This is a genomic window from Pseudoalteromonas sp. SANK 73390 (genome assembly GCF_054966645.1).
This window is the reverse complement of the sequence record NZ_ARPN01000207.1, coordinates 31,669-47,668: the sequence shown is the minus strand read 5'-3', so window position 1 is coordinate 47,668 and position 16,000 is coordinate 31,669. Positions and strand designations below refer to the sequence as shown.

The 16,000-nt window shown below is 41.2% G+C and carries 16 protein-coding genes; 7 read left to right on the top strand and 9 right to left on the bottom strand.

The window, feature by feature from the left end:
- Positions 1–89 precede the first annotated feature (89 nt).
- The 6 genes from ruvX to SANK73390_RS22570 all read right to left on the bottom strand — a co-directional run bounded on the left by ruvX (position 90) and on the right by SANK73390_RS22570 (position 4,364).
- The gene (ruvX, locus tag SANK73390_RS22595; RefSeq protein WP_261592033.1) at positions 90–536 is read right to left on the bottom strand and encodes a Holliday junction resolvase RuvX; all 447 of its coding nucleotides are present in this window, start codon (positions 534–536) and stop codon (positions 90–92) included.
- 8 nt (positions 537–544) lie between these two features.
- Positions 545–1,102, bottom strand: coding sequence for a YqgE/AlgH family protein (locus tag SANK73390_RS22590; RefSeq protein ID WP_261592034.1), 558 nt, complete (start codon positions 1,100–1,102; stop codon positions 545–547).
- A gap of 22 nt (positions 1,103–1,124) precedes the next feature.
- The gene (gene gshB / locus SANK73390_RS22585) at positions 1,125–2,081 is read right to left on the bottom strand and encodes a glutathione synthase (RefSeq protein WP_462768552.1); all 957 of its coding nucleotides are present in this window, start codon (positions 2,079–2,081) and stop codon (positions 1,125–1,127) included.
- Positions 2,082–2,131: 50 nt separating this feature from the next.
- Positions 2,132–2,866, bottom strand: coding sequence for a 16S rRNA (uracil(1498)-N(3))-methyltransferase (rsmE, locus tag SANK73390_RS22580; RefSeq protein ID WP_462768551.1), 735 nt, complete (start codon positions 2,864–2,866; stop codon positions 2,132–2,134).
- A 100-nt stretch (positions 2,867–2,966) separates the two neighbouring features.
- Complete coding sequence (locus SANK73390_RS22575) at positions 2,967–3,440, bottom strand: hypothetical protein (protein ID WP_462768549.1); 474 nt, start codon at positions 3,438–3,440, stop codon at positions 2,967–2,969.
- 30 nt (positions 3,441–3,470) lie between these two features.
- Positions 3,471–4,364 (bottom strand): DUF350 domain-containing protein, encoded by an 894-nt coding sequence (locus SANK73390_RS22570; RefSeq protein WP_462768548.1) that lies wholly within the window; start codon positions 4,362–4,364, stop codon positions 3,471–3,473.
- A gap of 81 nt (positions 4,365–4,445) precedes the next feature.
- Here SANK73390_RS22570 and glnE point away from each other — a divergent pair, with 81 nt between their 5' ends.
- Positions 4,446–7,256, top strand: a complete 2,811-nt coding sequence (glnE, locus tag SANK73390_RS22565) for a bifunctional [glutamate--ammonia ligase]-adenylyl-L-tyrosine phosphorylase/[glutamate--ammonia-ligase] adenylyltransferase (protein ID WP_462768547.1) — start codon at positions 4,446–4,448, stop codon at positions 7,254–7,256.
- 45 nt (positions 7,257–7,301) lie between these two features.
- Here the strand turns inward: glnE and SANK73390_RS22560 are convergent, their stop codons facing one another.
- The 3 genes from SANK73390_RS22560 to tolC form a co-directional block, all read right to left on the bottom strand.
- Positions 7,302–7,886, bottom strand: a complete 585-nt coding sequence (locus tag SANK73390_RS22560; protein ID WP_462768615.1) for a TcpQ domain-containing protein — start codon at positions 7,884–7,886, stop codon at positions 7,302–7,304.
- A 77-nt stretch (positions 7,887–7,963) separates the two neighbouring features.
- Entirely contained in the window at positions 7,964–8,890 is a 927-nt protein-coding gene (gene lpxL / locus SANK73390_RS22555) for an LpxL/LpxP family Kdo(2)-lipid IV(A) lauroyl/palmitoleoyl acyltransferase (protein ID WP_462768546.1), read from the bottom strand.
- Between the two features lie 103 nt (positions 8,891–8,993).
- Positions 8,994–10,340: an outer membrane channel protein TolC gene (tolC, locus tag SANK73390_RS22550; protein WP_462768544.1), complete on the bottom strand. Its 1,347-nt coding sequence runs from the start codon at positions 10,338–10,340 to the stop codon at positions 8,994–8,996.
- A gap of 218 nt (positions 10,341–10,558) precedes the next feature.
- Between tolC and SANK73390_RS22545 the strand changes: the two genes are divergently transcribed.
- Genes SANK73390_RS22545 through SANK73390_RS22520 form a run of 6 tightly spaced genes read left to right on the top strand, consistent with a single transcriptional unit; the run spans position 10,559 to position 15,995 of the window.
- Complete coding sequence (locus SANK73390_RS22545; RefSeq protein ID WP_261592043.1) at positions 10,559–11,170, top strand: NUDIX domain-containing protein; 612 nt, start codon at positions 10,559–10,561, stop codon at positions 11,168–11,170.
- 26 nt (positions 11,171–11,196) lie between these two features.
- Positions 11,197–11,652, top strand: coding sequence for a DUF1249 domain-containing protein (locus SANK73390_RS22540; protein WP_462768542.1), 456 nt, complete (start codon positions 11,197–11,199; stop codon positions 11,650–11,652).
- Positions 11,639–12,412 carry a metallophosphoesterase family protein gene (locus SANK73390_RS22535; protein ID WP_261592045.1) on the top strand — a complete coding sequence of 258 codons (774 nt, stop codon included), beginning with the start codon at positions 11,639–11,641 and terminating at the stop codon, positions 12,410–12,412. Before SANK73390_RS22540 ends, SANK73390_RS22535 begins: the two co-directional genes overlap by 14 nt.
- Positions 12,397–12,963 (top strand): YqiA/YcfP family alpha/beta fold hydrolase, encoded by a 567-nt coding sequence (locus SANK73390_RS22530; RefSeq protein WP_462768540.1) that lies wholly within the window; start codon positions 12,397–12,399, stop codon positions 12,961–12,963. The genes SANK73390_RS22535 and SANK73390_RS22530 overlap by 16 nt, the downstream gene beginning before the upstream one ends.
- 32 nt (positions 12,964–12,995) lie before the next feature.
- The gene (gene parE, locus SANK73390_RS22525; RefSeq protein ID WP_261626199.1) at positions 12,996–14,891 is read left to right on the top strand and encodes a DNA topoisomerase IV subunit B; all 1,896 of its coding nucleotides are present in this window, start codon (positions 12,996–12,998) and stop codon (positions 14,889–14,891) included.
- A 3-nt stretch (positions 14,892–14,894) separates the two neighbouring features.
- On the top strand, positions 14,895–15,995 hold the full coding sequence (locus SANK73390_RS22520) for a PQQ-dependent sugar dehydrogenase (RefSeq protein ID WP_462768539.1): 1,101 nt from the start codon (positions 14,895–14,897) through the stop codon (positions 15,993–15,995).
- Positions 15,996–16,000: the final 5 nt, after the last annotated feature.

Here is a 16,000-nt window from a genome sequence, read left to right as displayed (position 1 = left end):
TATAAAGACACTTTGATAGTGAAAGAAATATCATCATTGGATTGCAAGCAACAAAGCATTCATATTTTAAAACCCTTATGCTAACACGTTTATTGCCACAAGCTTTCAAAGTAGCTTTCTAAAATGATCACTGCCGACATACTATCAACATTTCCTTTTCCAAGGTTACGATAGCCTCCTTGTTCAAACAGTCTTGCCTTTGCATCTGCAGTGGTTAGGCGTTCATCTTGTGTTTCTACCGGTAAGCGGTAATTGTTGTGTAATCGATTAGCAAACTTTTTCGCTGCAAAAGTAACATGCTGATTTGTACCATCCATATTTAAAGGTAAACCAACAACCAATAAATTTGGCTGCCATTGCTCTATATGGACCGCGATATCTGGCCAGTGAGGAATGCCGTCTTTGGCTTTAACTGCGCCCAAACTATTTGCTGTACCAGTAAGCTCTTGTCCAATCGCAATACCAATACTTTTGGTGCCAAAATCAAACCCCATAACAGTGCGCTCGCCAAGGCGAACCGATTCTTTTTTAGTCATATCTAAGTCTATGCATGTCCTGCTTGGATGCTCAGTTGAGCAGCGTCAATACCCAGTATTTGCACTGCTTTTTCCCAGCGTTTTTCAGGTGGTGTGTTAAATATAATCGCAGGATCTGCTTCGATCACCAGCCATGAATTTTCTAGCAACTCTTTTTCAAGTTGGCCACGTTCCCAGCCCGCGTAGCCTAATGTTATTAAAAAAGAGTCGGGGCGAGCATTTGAAGTTAATGACGCCAGTACATCTTTTGATGTTGTGATCATGATATCAGAGCTCAGTTCCTGGCTTGATGAATATCCCAGTTTTGGCGTATGTAGTACAAAACCTCTGTCAGTATGCACTGGGCCTCCGGCAAAAACATGCTCAGCTGCTGCATCGGTGCTCTTGTCGTTATCAATTTCAATTTTGTCTAATAGCTCGCCGACAGTAACGTCAATAGGGTGGTTAACTACCAACCCCATCGCACCTTCTTCATTGTGCTCACAAATGTAAGTCACAGTATGCTTGAAAAAAGGGTCTTGCAAGCTGGGCATTGCGATTAAAAAATGGTTCTCTAATGATTGCATATTTATCAGCCCCGAATGAGTTTTATTTAGTATGGGTGAGTTTTGCTTCTATCGCATCATAAAACATGCCCATAATTGAAATATCGTATGCGGCTTCAATTTCTTTAACGCAAGTAGGGGCTGTGACATTGATCTCAGTCAGCTTGTTGCCAATAATGTCTAGTCCCACAAATAGCAGTCCTTTTTCTTTTAACGTGGGTGCCACGGCTTGTGCAATGCGTAAATCGTCATCACTTATTGGTCGAGCTTCACCCCGACCACCTGCTGCAAGGTTGCCACGAGTCTCACCCCCTTGAGGAATCCGTGCTAAGCAATAAGGTACAACTTCACCATCTACTACAAGTACACGTTTATCGCCTTGCTTTATTTCTGGGATATATTCTTGTGCCATGGCAAAACGCTGTCCATGTTCAGTGAGTGTTTCACAGATCACACCTATATTGGGGTCATCTTGTTTAACTCTAAAAATAGAAGCCCCCCCCATGCCATCAAGAGGCTTTAGGATGATGTCTTGATGGTTAGCTAAAAACTCGCGTATATGCGCTTGTGAACGGGTAACTAAAGTATCGGGTGTATGTTCGCTAAACCAAGCGGTGAATAGTTTTTCATTGGCATCACGTAGGCTCTGAGGTTTATTGACAACCAAGCAACCGGCTTGCTCAGCACGTTCAAGAATATAGGTGGCATAGATATACTCAGTATCAAAAGGCGGGTCTTTACGCATTAAAATCACGTCAAGATCTGCCAGTTCAATGGCTTGTTTTTCTTCCAGTTCGTACCAATGGTTTGTGTCATCGAACACTTTTGCTTTGGCGGCTGTTGCTTTAGCATAGCCTTGATATAAAAATAAGTCGTCCATTTCCATATAATACAGCTCATATCCTCTTTGTTGAGCTGCCATCATCATGGCAAAGCCAGTATCTTTTTTGATATTAAATCCACTGATCGGATCGCTAATGATCCCTAATTTTATAGCCATGCATCACCTATATACTGTTTTTATTAACTATGGGGGTAGAGTTGTCAAAATTAAAGAGCTAAGTCACCAAACTGCAGTTGTAAGGCGCTTAAAACAGTAAGCGCTGCAGTTTCTGTGCGTAATACTCGTGGCCCTAAACGCACGTCAATAAAGCCTTGTTGGTTGGTAGCTTGCATTTCTTCATCGGTAAATCCACCTTCAGGACCAACAATAAAGCGAATACCTGTGGTTGGCATTGGCAAAGTTTTGATATTGTGTTCAGCACGAGGATGAAGGGTTAGTTTTAGCTCGTTTGATGGTTGCGCTAACCAGGTATTTATTTCAATGGGTGGGTTAATCACAGTGATGGTGTTTCGACCTGATTGTTCGGCAGCCGCAATCGCAATTTTTTGCCATTGAGCATGTTTTTTAGCAAGTCGCTCGCCCGATAATTTTACGCCACACCGACTGGTAAACAAAGGCGTTATCTCACTGATGCCTAATTCAACAGATTTTTGAATGGTAAAGTCCATTTTATCACCACGAGATATTCCTTGACCAAGGTGAATTTTAAGCGGGGACTCACAGTCGCGGTTATTAAATTCAAGTACTTGAACTGATGTTTTTTTCTTTGATATTTCAATGATTTCACATAAAAACTCACCGCCTTGACCATTAAAAAGGGAGACTTTTTCACCCACTTGCATACGCAAAACTCGAGCAATATGACCTGCGGCATCGTCTCCTAATATGGTTTGATTATTTAAAGTTAATTCAAAAGGGTGGTAAATATGAGGTATACGCATAACTGACCTACAAAAACTAGCAATGGAGCAATAGTAAAGTTTTGCACTGTGAGCGTCTAGCTAGTAAACAGGATTAGTCGTATTTTTTGTTTTATTATTTTTATGAGTCTAACTTACACAGCGAGGCTTCTATATCTTCCCCTACGGCTGATAATACACCATTACAAGATAGGTGATTTACATTTGCTTTATCAGTTAGCTTTTCATACTCAAAGCTACCATCTTGTTGTTGAACTAGAATGTAGCGCACTAGATGAAGGGAATTAAAAATAAACTGCTGCTCTTTGTTTGCTAAATAATAATCAACACTTGAGATTAAAACACCGCAAATTTGATGATGCTCGTTCAAATAGGTGGCTAATTCAGATACGCTTATTTCATTTGCAAAATCACAATAACAATAATCTTTAATTAAATTATCAAACATCATTTTAAGTAGATGGCGGCTGTTATCACCAGCCGCTATTATTTGGCTCTCTTCATTGGCAGAGTGCTTTTTCAAAAATTCAGTATATTCCCTGCTGAATTGCATATTACTGTCAACTAACAAAAAATTATCAAGCTTGAGAGACATGGTTTCACCTAGTGTAGCTTTGACTACTCGCTACACAGAAAACGTATTAATAAGTAAATAGCCTATTGATACGAATACTGCAAACTCAATACAAGCAATTCCGATATTATCTTGGTGGTCAACTTCAAGACCAATGTCAACTTTAGGCAACGAAAAGCTCAGCAGCGCAATACTTCCAGCATAGAGTAATGCCCACATTAAACCGCAATGCAATACCACCGAAAATAGGTTTTCAACAATCATTGCGCCATGATAGGGCGCACTATGTAATCCAGCATAAATAGCCAATGCAAGTCCAATTGTTTTACCTGCATATCGAATCCCAATTGACGTGTTGGCGAGACTAAAGTTTTGTTGTAGAGAGGCTCCTTGGTTCACTTTAGCAAAGCGACTTTCTCTGAGTTTACTGTCTAGCGCAAACATACCTTGTAACAATAGGAAGCTTGAGCACACCACCAATAAATCACTGATACCTTGAGGATGCACCCAGTGATATAAACCTAATACCAAAATACCATTGGCAATGAGCATACCTGAGTCGACCAGTGCTGCGCAGATATTCTGTTTTAAAATTTCTTCTCCTTCGTTGAATTGATATAAAATCCATTTTCGGTGGATGTACTGGCCAAAATAGATAAAAACAAAGATCAGCGAGATAGTCAGTGTTGATTGAAGTGGTTGCTCACGCACGGTGTTGTATTTTATATCATTAAAAAAGTACGCAACACTGAAAGCAATGACTGCGATTTGACAAGCATAGCTAATGCCTAAGGCAAAATTGTCGCGTTTAGCTAGCTCTTCTTGCAAAGCTTGTTTTGCTCGATACTGAACTTGTAAACGCAATACGGTAACAACAAGGCAAATAACGATAAAACTCGATAAAATAGCAAAAAAATTAATATTAGCTAACGACAAATAAGTCATATTCGCTCTACTGGTCAAATTTAGATATTGTTACTATAACGACTCCCAACTCATTGAGCCATATCGCTATGGAGATTTTTTATGCATGATGCCACTTTACCTGCCAACTTGGCTCAACTAGCACAAGTACGCTGGCAACATTTGTATGGTAATAAAACGATAAATTCGTCTTTAGCACGCTTGCTTGCGATGAGTGATTTTGCATTTAGAATATTACAAAAAGAGCCAAATCTAGGTGAGTGGTTGCTTGATGCACAGCAAATGCAAAGTCGTGAATTCCCCAATCCATTACCCGAAGAGCTAAGCACATTAGATGATAGGCAGTGCTTTAGCTTGCTAAGAAAGTATCGGCAGCGTTTTTGGCTCAAAGTGATGTGGCTGGATTTAGTCGCAGGTAATGATATTGCCGACAGTATTACTTATATATCTAAGCTTTCTGAGGTTTTGATCGATGCTGCGAATAAATGGGCTTTTGCACAAACGATAAAGCAATGTGGCACGCCTATAGATGAATTTGGTAAACCACTGCCTATGCTAGTAATTGGTATGGGAAAGCTTGGCGGTGGGGAGTTAAACTTTTCATCTGACATTGACTTGATTTTTTGCTACCCGTGTAATGTGCCCACACAAGGTGGTCGTAAAAGCGTTGAAGCGCAAATATTTTATACTAAAGTTGCGCAAAAACTGATTGCTGCACTTGATCAAGTAACCGTTGATGGTCAGGTATTTCGTGTGGATATGCGCTTGCGTCCTTTCGGTGAGAGTGGCCCTTTGGTAATGAGCTTATCTGCCATGGAAGATTACTATCAAGACCAAGGCCGTGAATGGGAGCGTTATGCAATGTTAAAAGCGCGCTTACTGGGTAAGCAGTCAGAACATTGGCAGACGTTCTATAGCATGTTGCGCCCGTTTGTATATCGTCGCTATATTGATTTTTCAGTGATTGAGTCGCTGAGAAAAATGAAGCATATGATAGCGCAAGAGGTCAGACGAAAAGGACTTGTGAATAACATTAAGTTGGGGGCTGGTGGTATTCGGGAGGTTGAGTTCATTGTGCAAGCTTTACAAATGATCCGAGGTGGTAGAGACACTTCGTTACAAACACCCTCAATAGTCAATGCCTTAAAACAATTAGATACATTAGAAGTGATCCCCCATGATGTCGTTGATTCGTTGCGTGAGCACTATCTGTTTTTAAGAAAAATAGAGCAATATTTACAAGCGTTTGACGATCAGCAAACTCAAACTTTACCTGACAATGCGATTTCTCAAGCGCGATTAATAGTGCTTATGGATTGTAAAGGCTATGAGCAATGTTTAGAGGTACTGCAAAAAGTGATGCTGAGTGTTCGTGATGAATTTACTCATGTAATTGGTGATGAGCCGCAAGAAGACTCTGAATTTGATGACGCGTTTACTTATGTATGGCTTGAAGGAGATACTGAGCAATTAGCTGGTAAAGTAACTGAATCACAAATACAGCCATGGCAAAGCGCACTTAAAAGCTTTATCAACGCCCTAAAGAAAAAACAAGTGGGTGCCCGTGGAGCCGATATTTTGGATAAGCTATTACCCTGTTTGTTGCATCAAGCGGCAGAACAAAGTTTGAGTGGTAATGTGCTGACGAGTGTTTTGAATATTATCGCAACAATCGTTTCTCGGACTGCTTATTTAGAACTATTGTATGAAAACCAAGGTGCATTAAAACAGCTGATTTCTCTGAGCGCTCATAGCCTGTGGATTGCAGAACATATCGCTAAATACCCTATCTTATTAGATGAGTTATTAGACCCCGCTGCTTTGTATAAACCTTTGCCTTTACAAGCTTATAAACTCGAGATACGACAATATTTTTTACGTATTGAACAACATGATTTAGAACAGCAAATGGAAGCATTGCGCCAATTCAAACAAACGCACCAGTTACGTATTGCGGCTGCAGATGCCACAGGTGTTCTCAATATTATGCAAGTAAGTGATCACTTAACAGCATTAGCTGAGGCCATTATTGAGCAGTCGGTTAATCTTGCATGGCAGCAAATGATTTTACGATATGGACAACCACAGCACTGCCATGAAGATACAAAGGGTTTTGCTGTTATTGCCTATGGGAAAACAGGTGGGTGGGAACTGGGATATGACTCTGATCTTGATCTTGTGTTTGTGCACAATAGTGATGGTGATAGTTACACTGAGGGTGAAAAGTCGATTACATCAAGACAGTTTTACTTAAAGCTCGCACAGCGTTTAATGCACTTATTTAATACTCGTACAGCCTCGGGGATTTTGTATGAGCTGGATACGCGTTTGCGCCCTGAGGGTAACTCCGGACTTTTAGCCATCAACTTAGAAAGCTTTTATCAATATCAGTTACAGCAAGCTTGGACTTGGGAGCATCAAGCTTTGGTCAGAGCCAGGTTAGTGCTTGGAGAGTCAAGTATGAAAGCGCGTTTTGATGAGATCCGAACGTGTGTTTTACACCAAGCAAGAGCTCGTGAAAAACTCCTAGAAGATGTGGTGACGATGCGTGAAAAAATGCGTGCTCACCTAAGTCAAGATACAGACGTATTATTTGATTTAAAACAAGGTCAAGGAGGAATGACAGATATTGAATTTCTTGCTCAATATTTTGTATTAAACAATGCGCACAATCACCCTGAAATCTCAACATATACAGATAATGTACGTATTTTAGCATGTGCACATAAACTGGGTATTTTGAGTGAAAAAGAGCAAACGATACTGATCGATGCGTACTGTTTTTTTCGCGAGCGATATCATAATCAAAGCCTAAATAGCCAAGGTAAATGTACCGCCAGAGATGAGCAATTAAACGTAATGATTAATCAAGTTACGCAAATTTTTAATGAAATATTGGTATTAAATAACTGATTGGGTGAGTGGTGGTGGAATACGCTTACCACCACCGGCCACATACTAGTTTGTTAGCCTGCGGCAGTTATCGCGTACAAAACGAGTCGGTTTTTCTGTTATGACCGCAGCGCGCTGACGATGGCAAAAAAACGTGTAAATTTCATATTCAAAGTCGTCGTTTATGGCTCGACCAACCTGATATAGTGCTGATAAAAAGTTACTGTCTACACGAAAGTTGTGCTTTACCACATAGTCTTTATCTAAGTACCAAAATAATTCAATGTCTTCTTTTCGTGCGTAATCAGCAAGCACACTTTTTAGCGTATCACCTGATTCAAAGCGCCTTGGTTGCTCTTCGCCTGTCCAGCGTTGGTTTGACGCTTTTACGGCTCTTTCTCTATCTTTTAATGCCGCGTCAATACCAAATGAAGGGTTACCTAGTTCAATAACATACTTAGCACGTTCGGTATCTTTGCTCGATTTACTGTTTCTAAAGCTTTCATAAAACTGTGAAAAGCCTTGTGCAGCAACGTTAGCAGTGGTACTAACACTCATTTTTGGCAATGCACCAAATAAAAAATGATACGCCGATACAATGAGTACCACAGCCAGTGATAGGTGTTTAATCCAAAACCAAGCGGCAGACATTTGCTTAGCTGCTTTTTTACGCCTAACTGGAGGTTTTGCTTGTATTTTTTGTGTTTTTTTCATTACCATAAATATAGTTAACTGTAATAAGATGGTGCGTTTTCATCAGGCCTAGTTTTAAAACGTCTGTGTAGCCACATGTATTGCTCTGGTGCTAATGTAATTGACTGCTCCATTGTTTTATTTACCCGCGTTACGTCTTGCTTTGCATCGTCACTTGGAAAGTGTGTTAACGGCGGATAAATTTTTAAATGGTACTTCCCATGTTTATCTCTTATACCACTTAGGCTTAGTGTTTCACAATTTTTGCTAGATGAAAATAGTAACGTACCAGTTGTTGATGCTGCATCTGGGACTGCAAAAAATGAGGTAAACTCACAGCGATTACGACCATAATCTTGGTCGGGTAAGTAATAACACATTTTTTTATTTTTAAGTGCTTGTATCAATCCTTTCACATCACGCTTAGAGATTAACGTTTCATTGGAGCGTAATCGACCTTTGGTCATAAAGTATTCCATTAATGGGTTGTTATGCGGTCTGTAAAAGCCAATCCCCTGTTGTTTGATACCTAATACGCGGCTTAACATCTCCAAGTGCAGCATATGTGGTACTAGCAATAACACCCCTTTGCCTTGGTGTTGAATTTCTTCAATTAGTTCAAATCCTTCAATCGACCCTAACACTCTATTGATACGCCATTGAGGCCACCACCAAGCCATACCGGTCTCAAGTGTTGCAATACCGGTATTTTCCATATTTTTTAAAACCATATCGGCTTGTTGTTGTTTACTAAGGTGAGGAAAACACAAAGCGATATTGACTTGAGCAATATGGCGGCGTTTTTTAACAAATTTATGCACAAGGCGACCTAGCTGTTTACCCAAAAAGAACTGGGCACGTTGTGGCAACCAAGATATGAGATACATAAAAAGTACACCAATCCAAGTTAACCAATAGCGGGGGGTTAAAAACGACCATTTAAATGTTGGGGTTGTTACCACGAATATTATCTCTTACTGCAAGGTGGCGTTAGTTTATCTACAACGGCCTTAAAATACAAAAGCCGACATAATGTCGGCTTTTAAAAAGGAGTAAAAGGCAAGGTTAGCCTTGGATCAAGCCTTTGTTAATTGCTACTAAATCGCTACGTGATAATGTGCCAGTTGCTTGCTTTAAGCGCAGAGATGACAACACATACTGATAACGCAGGTTCGCTAAGTTACGCTTAGCATTATATAAGTTTTGCGTGCTAACTAATACGTCAACTATTGTACGAGTACCTACTTCAAAGCCAGCTTCAGTAGCTTGTAATGCGCTCTCTGCAGAGACAACGGCTTGCTCTAACGCACGGTAAGTGGCTACATTAGACATCACTTGGTTGTATGAGGTAATAACCGAGCGTGTCACTTCACGCATGCTTGCTTCTAAATCTTGGCTAGCACCCACATAAAGGGCGCGAGCCTGCTCAGTAGCTGCCATGGTGGTACCACCTGAGTAAATAGGTACATTCAGTGTTAAACCAACACTGGTTCTATCACCTCTTGGGCGATGTAAACTACCGTCTGAGTCAGTGAGAGAGTCACTATAAGACGCATTTAGGTTGAGTGTTGGATAATGACCAGCTTTAGCTAGCTCAATTTGATCTTCAGCAATATCTAAACTTGCTTTAGCCAGTGCCAGAGAAAGATTCTTATCTTTGGCAATTGTCACAAAGTCATTGGCTTGCTTATTTGGCGAAACAGTTGAGAACGTTTCGGTATTTAATGAATCCAGTTTACTGTGGTATTTACCTGTGATGGTACGTAGTAACTCACGAGCGGTTTCTACATCATTTTTGGAGACTATTTCATTTGCCACTGCACGGTCAAACTGAGCTTTTGCTTCGTGTACATCAGTGATTGCAGTTAAGCCTACTTCATAGCGTTGTCTAGTTTGTTCAAGTTGGCGTTCAATAGCGCGTTTTTCTGCTTGCACGAACTCTAAGTTGTCTAATGCACTGAGTACATCAAAGTATCCTTGAGCAATACGTACAACAAGTTCCTGCTGTGTTAGCTCATATTGGGTCATGGCTTGCATTGCTTGTTTTTTAGCAATGTCTAAATTTTGCCATGAAGTCATATTGAAGATGGTTTGTTGTAATGCAATGCTTCGGCTAAAAGTGTCTTCAAAGCCGCTCATCATTGTGTAACCAGTTGCATCAGTTTGAGAGTTAGGCGCGAAGTCACTATCAACTTGATTGTAACCAGCTTCAAAACCGAGCTGCGGTAACAGGACTCCTAAGGCTTGCTCTTTTGCAAATTTTTGTGCATCCGCTTGTGCTTTGGCATTGAGTACTGTTGGATCGTTTGCTGTTGCAATGTCGTATACTTGAAGTAAATCTTCGGCGTGCGACAGATTAGATGTTAGGGCGCATGATAGGCCAACTAACAGAGATAATATGCTTTTTTTCATCGTTCGTTCAGTCCTTAGACAACTTTTTGTATTAAACGCATGTTACCTTGTTTTTTTTCAGAACGAAAAAGTTTAAACGTAAAACAGTATCAACAAATGTAACAGAATATAATACAAGCCTTTATTTGGTAATAAATGGCTAAAAATAATGAGAATCAACATAATGGGGGTAGTTGATTACAATTTAAACCCCCAGTGTAAAAAAATAGGATCTAGTTATGTCATCAATCGCATGCTTTGATAAGCAAGACGTGAAGTTGGAATCAGTTAAAAGCATATTCAATGGCTTTTTTGAAATACAATTGTATCAGTTTCGTCACGCCTTGTTTTCAGGCGGTATGTCACAAACCATCAGCCGAGAAATTTTAGAGCGAGGCCATGCTGTTGCCGTATTGCCTTATGACCCTGTGACAGATTCTGTGTTATTGATTGAGCAAATACGTATTGGTGCGATGGCGAGTAAAGCATCTCCTTGGTTATTAGAATGTATAGCAGGTATGGCTGAGGGAAGTGAGCAATATGAAGATGTTGCACGTAAAGAAGCACAAGAAGAGGCTGGACTTGAATTAAATGAGCTACACTTTATGACCTCGTATTTATCAAGTCCTGGAGGTACTACTGAACGCCTTTACTTATATCTGGCCATTGCGGACTTATCAGAGGCTGGTGGGGTGTATGGTTTAGAAAGTGAAGGTGAAGATATTAAAAGTCATGTGATACCCTATAGTGAAGCAATAGAGCGGTTGCAAAGTGGCGAAATTGATAACGCAGCTACCGTGATTAGTTTACAATGGCTAGCACTTAATAAAGCAAAAGTGCTGGTTGGTTAGATAGGTTAAAAAGTTGAGGTGTAACTTTGAGTGATATTGCGATAGTACGTGATTATGTGCAGTCCTTACCTAAGTATATTACTTTGTGCGAGCGTAATTATCTACGTGCGCTTAAACTGTTACCACCAGAAGAGCACGGTGCGCAAAGAGCAATTGAGCTGGCAAATGTACATTATGTTATTGAAGTGCAAGAGTGTGCCAAATACACCACAGACATTGTTATTAGGCAAACCTCAAGTAGTAGTGTGTTTTTTCCAAGTTTGCATCTTGCGGTTCGTTTATATCACGATGCTAAAGTCGCTGAAGTGATACATCATGATTACCATCAGCGCATTAAGCCCTCTTATCGCTACCCTAATCCAAACATGCATCAAAAAGATGAAAAGTATCAAATTAATGCATTTTTAGCTGATTGGTTCATGGCTTGCCTCGAAAGTGGTAAAGTGCCACTCAATTGGGATGTAAATAATGGCTTGGTTTAAGCAGGCGCACTATTTTGAGAAAAGCCACCTTAAGCTCGCTCATATTACCGATAGCCACCTATTTGCACACCGCAAAGGGCTTTATTTTGACGTAAATACCGCAGATAATTTACGCGCCGTTTTATCGCAATTAGCGCTGCAACAACTTGATGCGGTTGTATTTGGTGGCGACCTTACTCAAGACCATACCATTGCTTCATACACTTTATTTGCGACGCTGGTGAGTGAGTCTGATTTAACTTGTCCGGTTTTTTGGCTACCGGGCAATCATGACGAATTAGATATGCTGGAGCACATGAGTCAAGGTCAAATTCAAACAGCCAAACGTTTGTATACCGATGCTATTGATATTTTATTGCTCAACTCTAAAGGCCCAACCCCTGCGGGTTGGTGCGATGAGCCGCATTTAGCAGATGTAATACAAGCGCTAAACAATTCAGCGAGTAAAACTTTGGTATTTTGCCACCACCACCCTGTGCCTATTGATGGTTATTTAGACAAGCATATGCTGGAAAATGGGCCTCAGCTTTTAAATATTCTTGTTGAGAGTGAGTGCGTAATGGCGTTAATACATGGTCATGTTCACAATGAATACCACTTACGCTTTCGAGAGCTGGATATTTTTGCAACGCCTGCCACTTCTATCCAGTTTACCAAAGGCACAGCACTGTGGCAGCAGCAAGATTTAGGCCCAGCTTGGCGGCTGATCACCATTGAGGATGATACATTTAGCACTGAGGTGGTATGGTTAAACGGGTAATTTACATTCATGGTTTCAATAGTTCTGAGTTGTCAGCCAAGGCACAACAATTTGGTGCTTGGTTAAAAGCGCAATCATTTAGGTGTGACTACATAACGCCTAGGCTACATTTTGACCCTCGTGTTGCAATTATTCAGTTAGAATCAATTATTGATGAGCGAACCGTGTTAGTGGGTAGCTCTTTGGGTGGGTTTTATGCGACATACTTGTCACAACAGCATAATGTACCCGCGGTGGTGGTCAATCCAGCTGTTCGACCTTTTGAATTATTGGCGGATTATTTAGGAGCACAGTATAATCCGTATCAGAAGATACATTATCAATTGGGGCAAGAGCACATACATGCACTTCGACAATTGTATGTAGCTGACTTAACAAAACCAGAACTATTGATGCTGTTGCAGCAAATGGGGGATGAAGTCCTGCCTTATCAGCATGCGCTGCAGTATTATCAATCATGCCAGCAACGAATAGAGTTTGCTGGTGATCATCGTTTTATGGACTTTCAACGTTACTTTGACACGGTTGTCAATTTTCTTAAAATCACGTAAAACAGAACGAATTAAATAAAAAGAATCCATCTATGAGCGAGCAAAACTATAACGCCGAAGCCATTGAGGTTTTAAATGGTCTTGAACCGGTAAAACGTCGTCCCGGCATGTACACTGACACCACACGGCCCAACCACCTAGGTCAAGAGGTTATTGATAACAGTGTGGATGAGGCGCTCGCAGGTCATGCAACCAAAATTGATGTTATTTTACATGAAGATAACTCATTAGAAGTGATTGACGATGGCCGTGGTATGCCGGTCGATATTCACCCTGAAGAAGGCCTGCCTGGTGTAGAACTTATTCTTACAAAGCTCCATGCCGGCGGAAAGTTCTCCAATAAAAACTACCAATTCTCAGGTGGATTGCATGGTGTGGGGATCTCAGTGGTAAATGCCTTATCTAAACGTGTTGAGATCACGGTTAAGCGTGACGCCCAAGTGTACGAAATGGCATTTGAGCATGGCGATAAAGTACAAGACCTTAAAGTTATCGGAACGGTAGGTAAGCGTAATACCGGAACATCAGTACACTTTTGGCCCGACGCCAGTTATTTCGACTCAGCTAATTTCTCTTTAGCGAAACTAAATCATGTATTAAAAGCTAAAGCGGTATTGTGTCCTGGGTTAAAAATTCGCTTTGTGAACAAACAAACCAAAGAAACCCAAGAGTGGCATTATGAAGCTGGGCTAGAAGATTATTTAAAAGATAGCTGTGCGGGTTACGAAGTACTACCAAAAAGCCCATTTACTGGCAGTTTTAGTGGCTCTACAGAAGGTGTTGATTGGGCACTGCATTGGTTACCAGAAGGTGGTGAATCAATTACCGAAAGCTACGTTAACCTTATTCCAACAGCGCAAGGTGGTACTCATGTTAATGGTTTGAGGCAAGGTTTGCTTGAGGCTATGCGAGAGTTTTGTGAATTTCGTAACTTATTACCAAGAGGGGTTAAGTTAACTCCTGAGGATATTTGGGATAAGTGTAGCTATGTTTTATCAGTCAAAATGCAAGACCCGCAGTTTGCTGGGCAAACCAAAGAAAAGCTCTCGTCTCGCTCTTGTGCCACATTTGTATCTGGTATCGTTAAAGATGCGTTTAGCTTGTGGCTAAATGAACACACAGATACAGCTGAGTTACTGGCTGAACTATGTATTAGTAACGCGCAAAAGCGCTTGCGTGCAGCTAAAAAAGTAGTGCGTAAAAAAGTGACTTCTGGTCCCGCATTACCGGGTAAACTCACTGATTGCTCTGGCACTGAAACTGAACGCTCAGAATTGTTTTTAGTAGAAGGTGACTCTGCAGGAGGCTCTGCCAAGCAGGCGCGAGATCGTGAGTTTCAAGCGATTATGCCGCTCAGAGGTAAAATCTTGAATACGTGGGAAGTTGAGTCAGGACAAATACTTGCCTCTCAAGAAGTACATGATATTTCAGTTGCACTGGGTATTGACCCTGATTCTGACGATTTGTCGGGATTACGCTATGGCAAAATTTGTATTCTGGCGGATGCCGACTCGGATGGACTGCACATTGCTACCTTGTTGTGTGCCTTGTTTGTGCGCCATTTCCCAACTTTGGTCAAGCAAGGCCATGTTTATGTGGCCATGCCACCGCTGTTTAGAATAGATGTGGGTAAAGATGTGTATTACGCCTTAGATGAAGATGAGAAAAAAGGCGTACTTGCCAGAATCGAAGCCGAGAAAAAGCGTGGCAAGGTTAATGTTCAGCGCTTCAAAGGATTGGGTGAAATGAACCCATTACAGCTGCGCGAAACCACGATGGATCCTAACACTCGGCGATTGGTTCAATTAACGCTGGAAGAGCCACAGCAGACGATGGAAATGATGGATATGTTATTGGCTAAAAAGCGCTCGGGTGATCGTAAAGAATGGCTTGAAAATCACGGCGATAAAGCGCAAGTAGAGGTATAGCGCATGCTTCGCCATATACTACTTGCAACTGGGTTGGTATGCGCTACTTTTAGCCAAGCTGATGAGCAGCTGAAGCGGTTAAATTTACCAGCAGGGTATGAGATAAACTACTTTGCTAAAAATGTAGAAAATGCCAGACAGTTAGCAGTGTCTAAATCAGGTGTGGTATACGCCGGTTCGCGCAGAGCCGGTAATGTATACGCACTGATTGACAATAATCAAGACGGTATTGCGGATAGAAAAATAGTACTCGCTCAAGGGCTAAATATGCCTTCAGGGTTAGCACTAAAAGATGGCGACTTGTACGTTGGCGAAGTTCATCGCATCATTCGATTTAAAAACATAGATAAACAATTATCAAAACCAAATTATGAAGTGGTGTTTGATAAGCTGCCTAGTGAGCGTCATCATGGCTGGAAGTTTATCCGCTTTAATGATGAAGGTGAGTTGTTAATTCCTGTTGGTGTGCCTTGTAATGTGTGTGCTGAAGATGCGCAGTTTGGCCGGATTTTTTCACTTAATTTACAAACCAAACAGTTAACAACAATCGCGCAGGGCGTACGAAACTCTGTAGGTTTTGACATTAACCCACAAAGTGGCGCTTTATGGTTCAGTGATAATGGTCGTGACATGATGGGGGATGATATTCCACCTGATGAAATAAACCGTGTAAGCTTGAATGGTGAACATTTTGGGTTTCCGTACGTGCATGGCGGCAGTGTGTTAGACCCTGAGTATGGTAAAGATAAAACCTTGGCAGACATGCAAAAATATACAGCGCCAAAACTGGCTTTACAGGCTCATGTAGCACCGTTGGGTATACATTTTTACCGTGCTAAGCAGTTTGCTAAAAATATGCACAATAAGCTGCTGGTGGCAGAGCATGGCTCTTGGAACCGCAGCACTAAAGTGGGCTATCGTGTGATGATGGCCACTATCAAAGAAGGCGAAATTACCGCCTACGAGCCGTTTATAACCGGCTTTTTAGATAAAGAACAAACCTTGGGTCGTCCTGTTGCGTTTGCAGAGCTTGCTGATGGCAGTCTGCTGGTGTCGGATGATTTTGCTAACGCGATTTATCGCGTTCGCTATAACAAAAAATAGGGTGT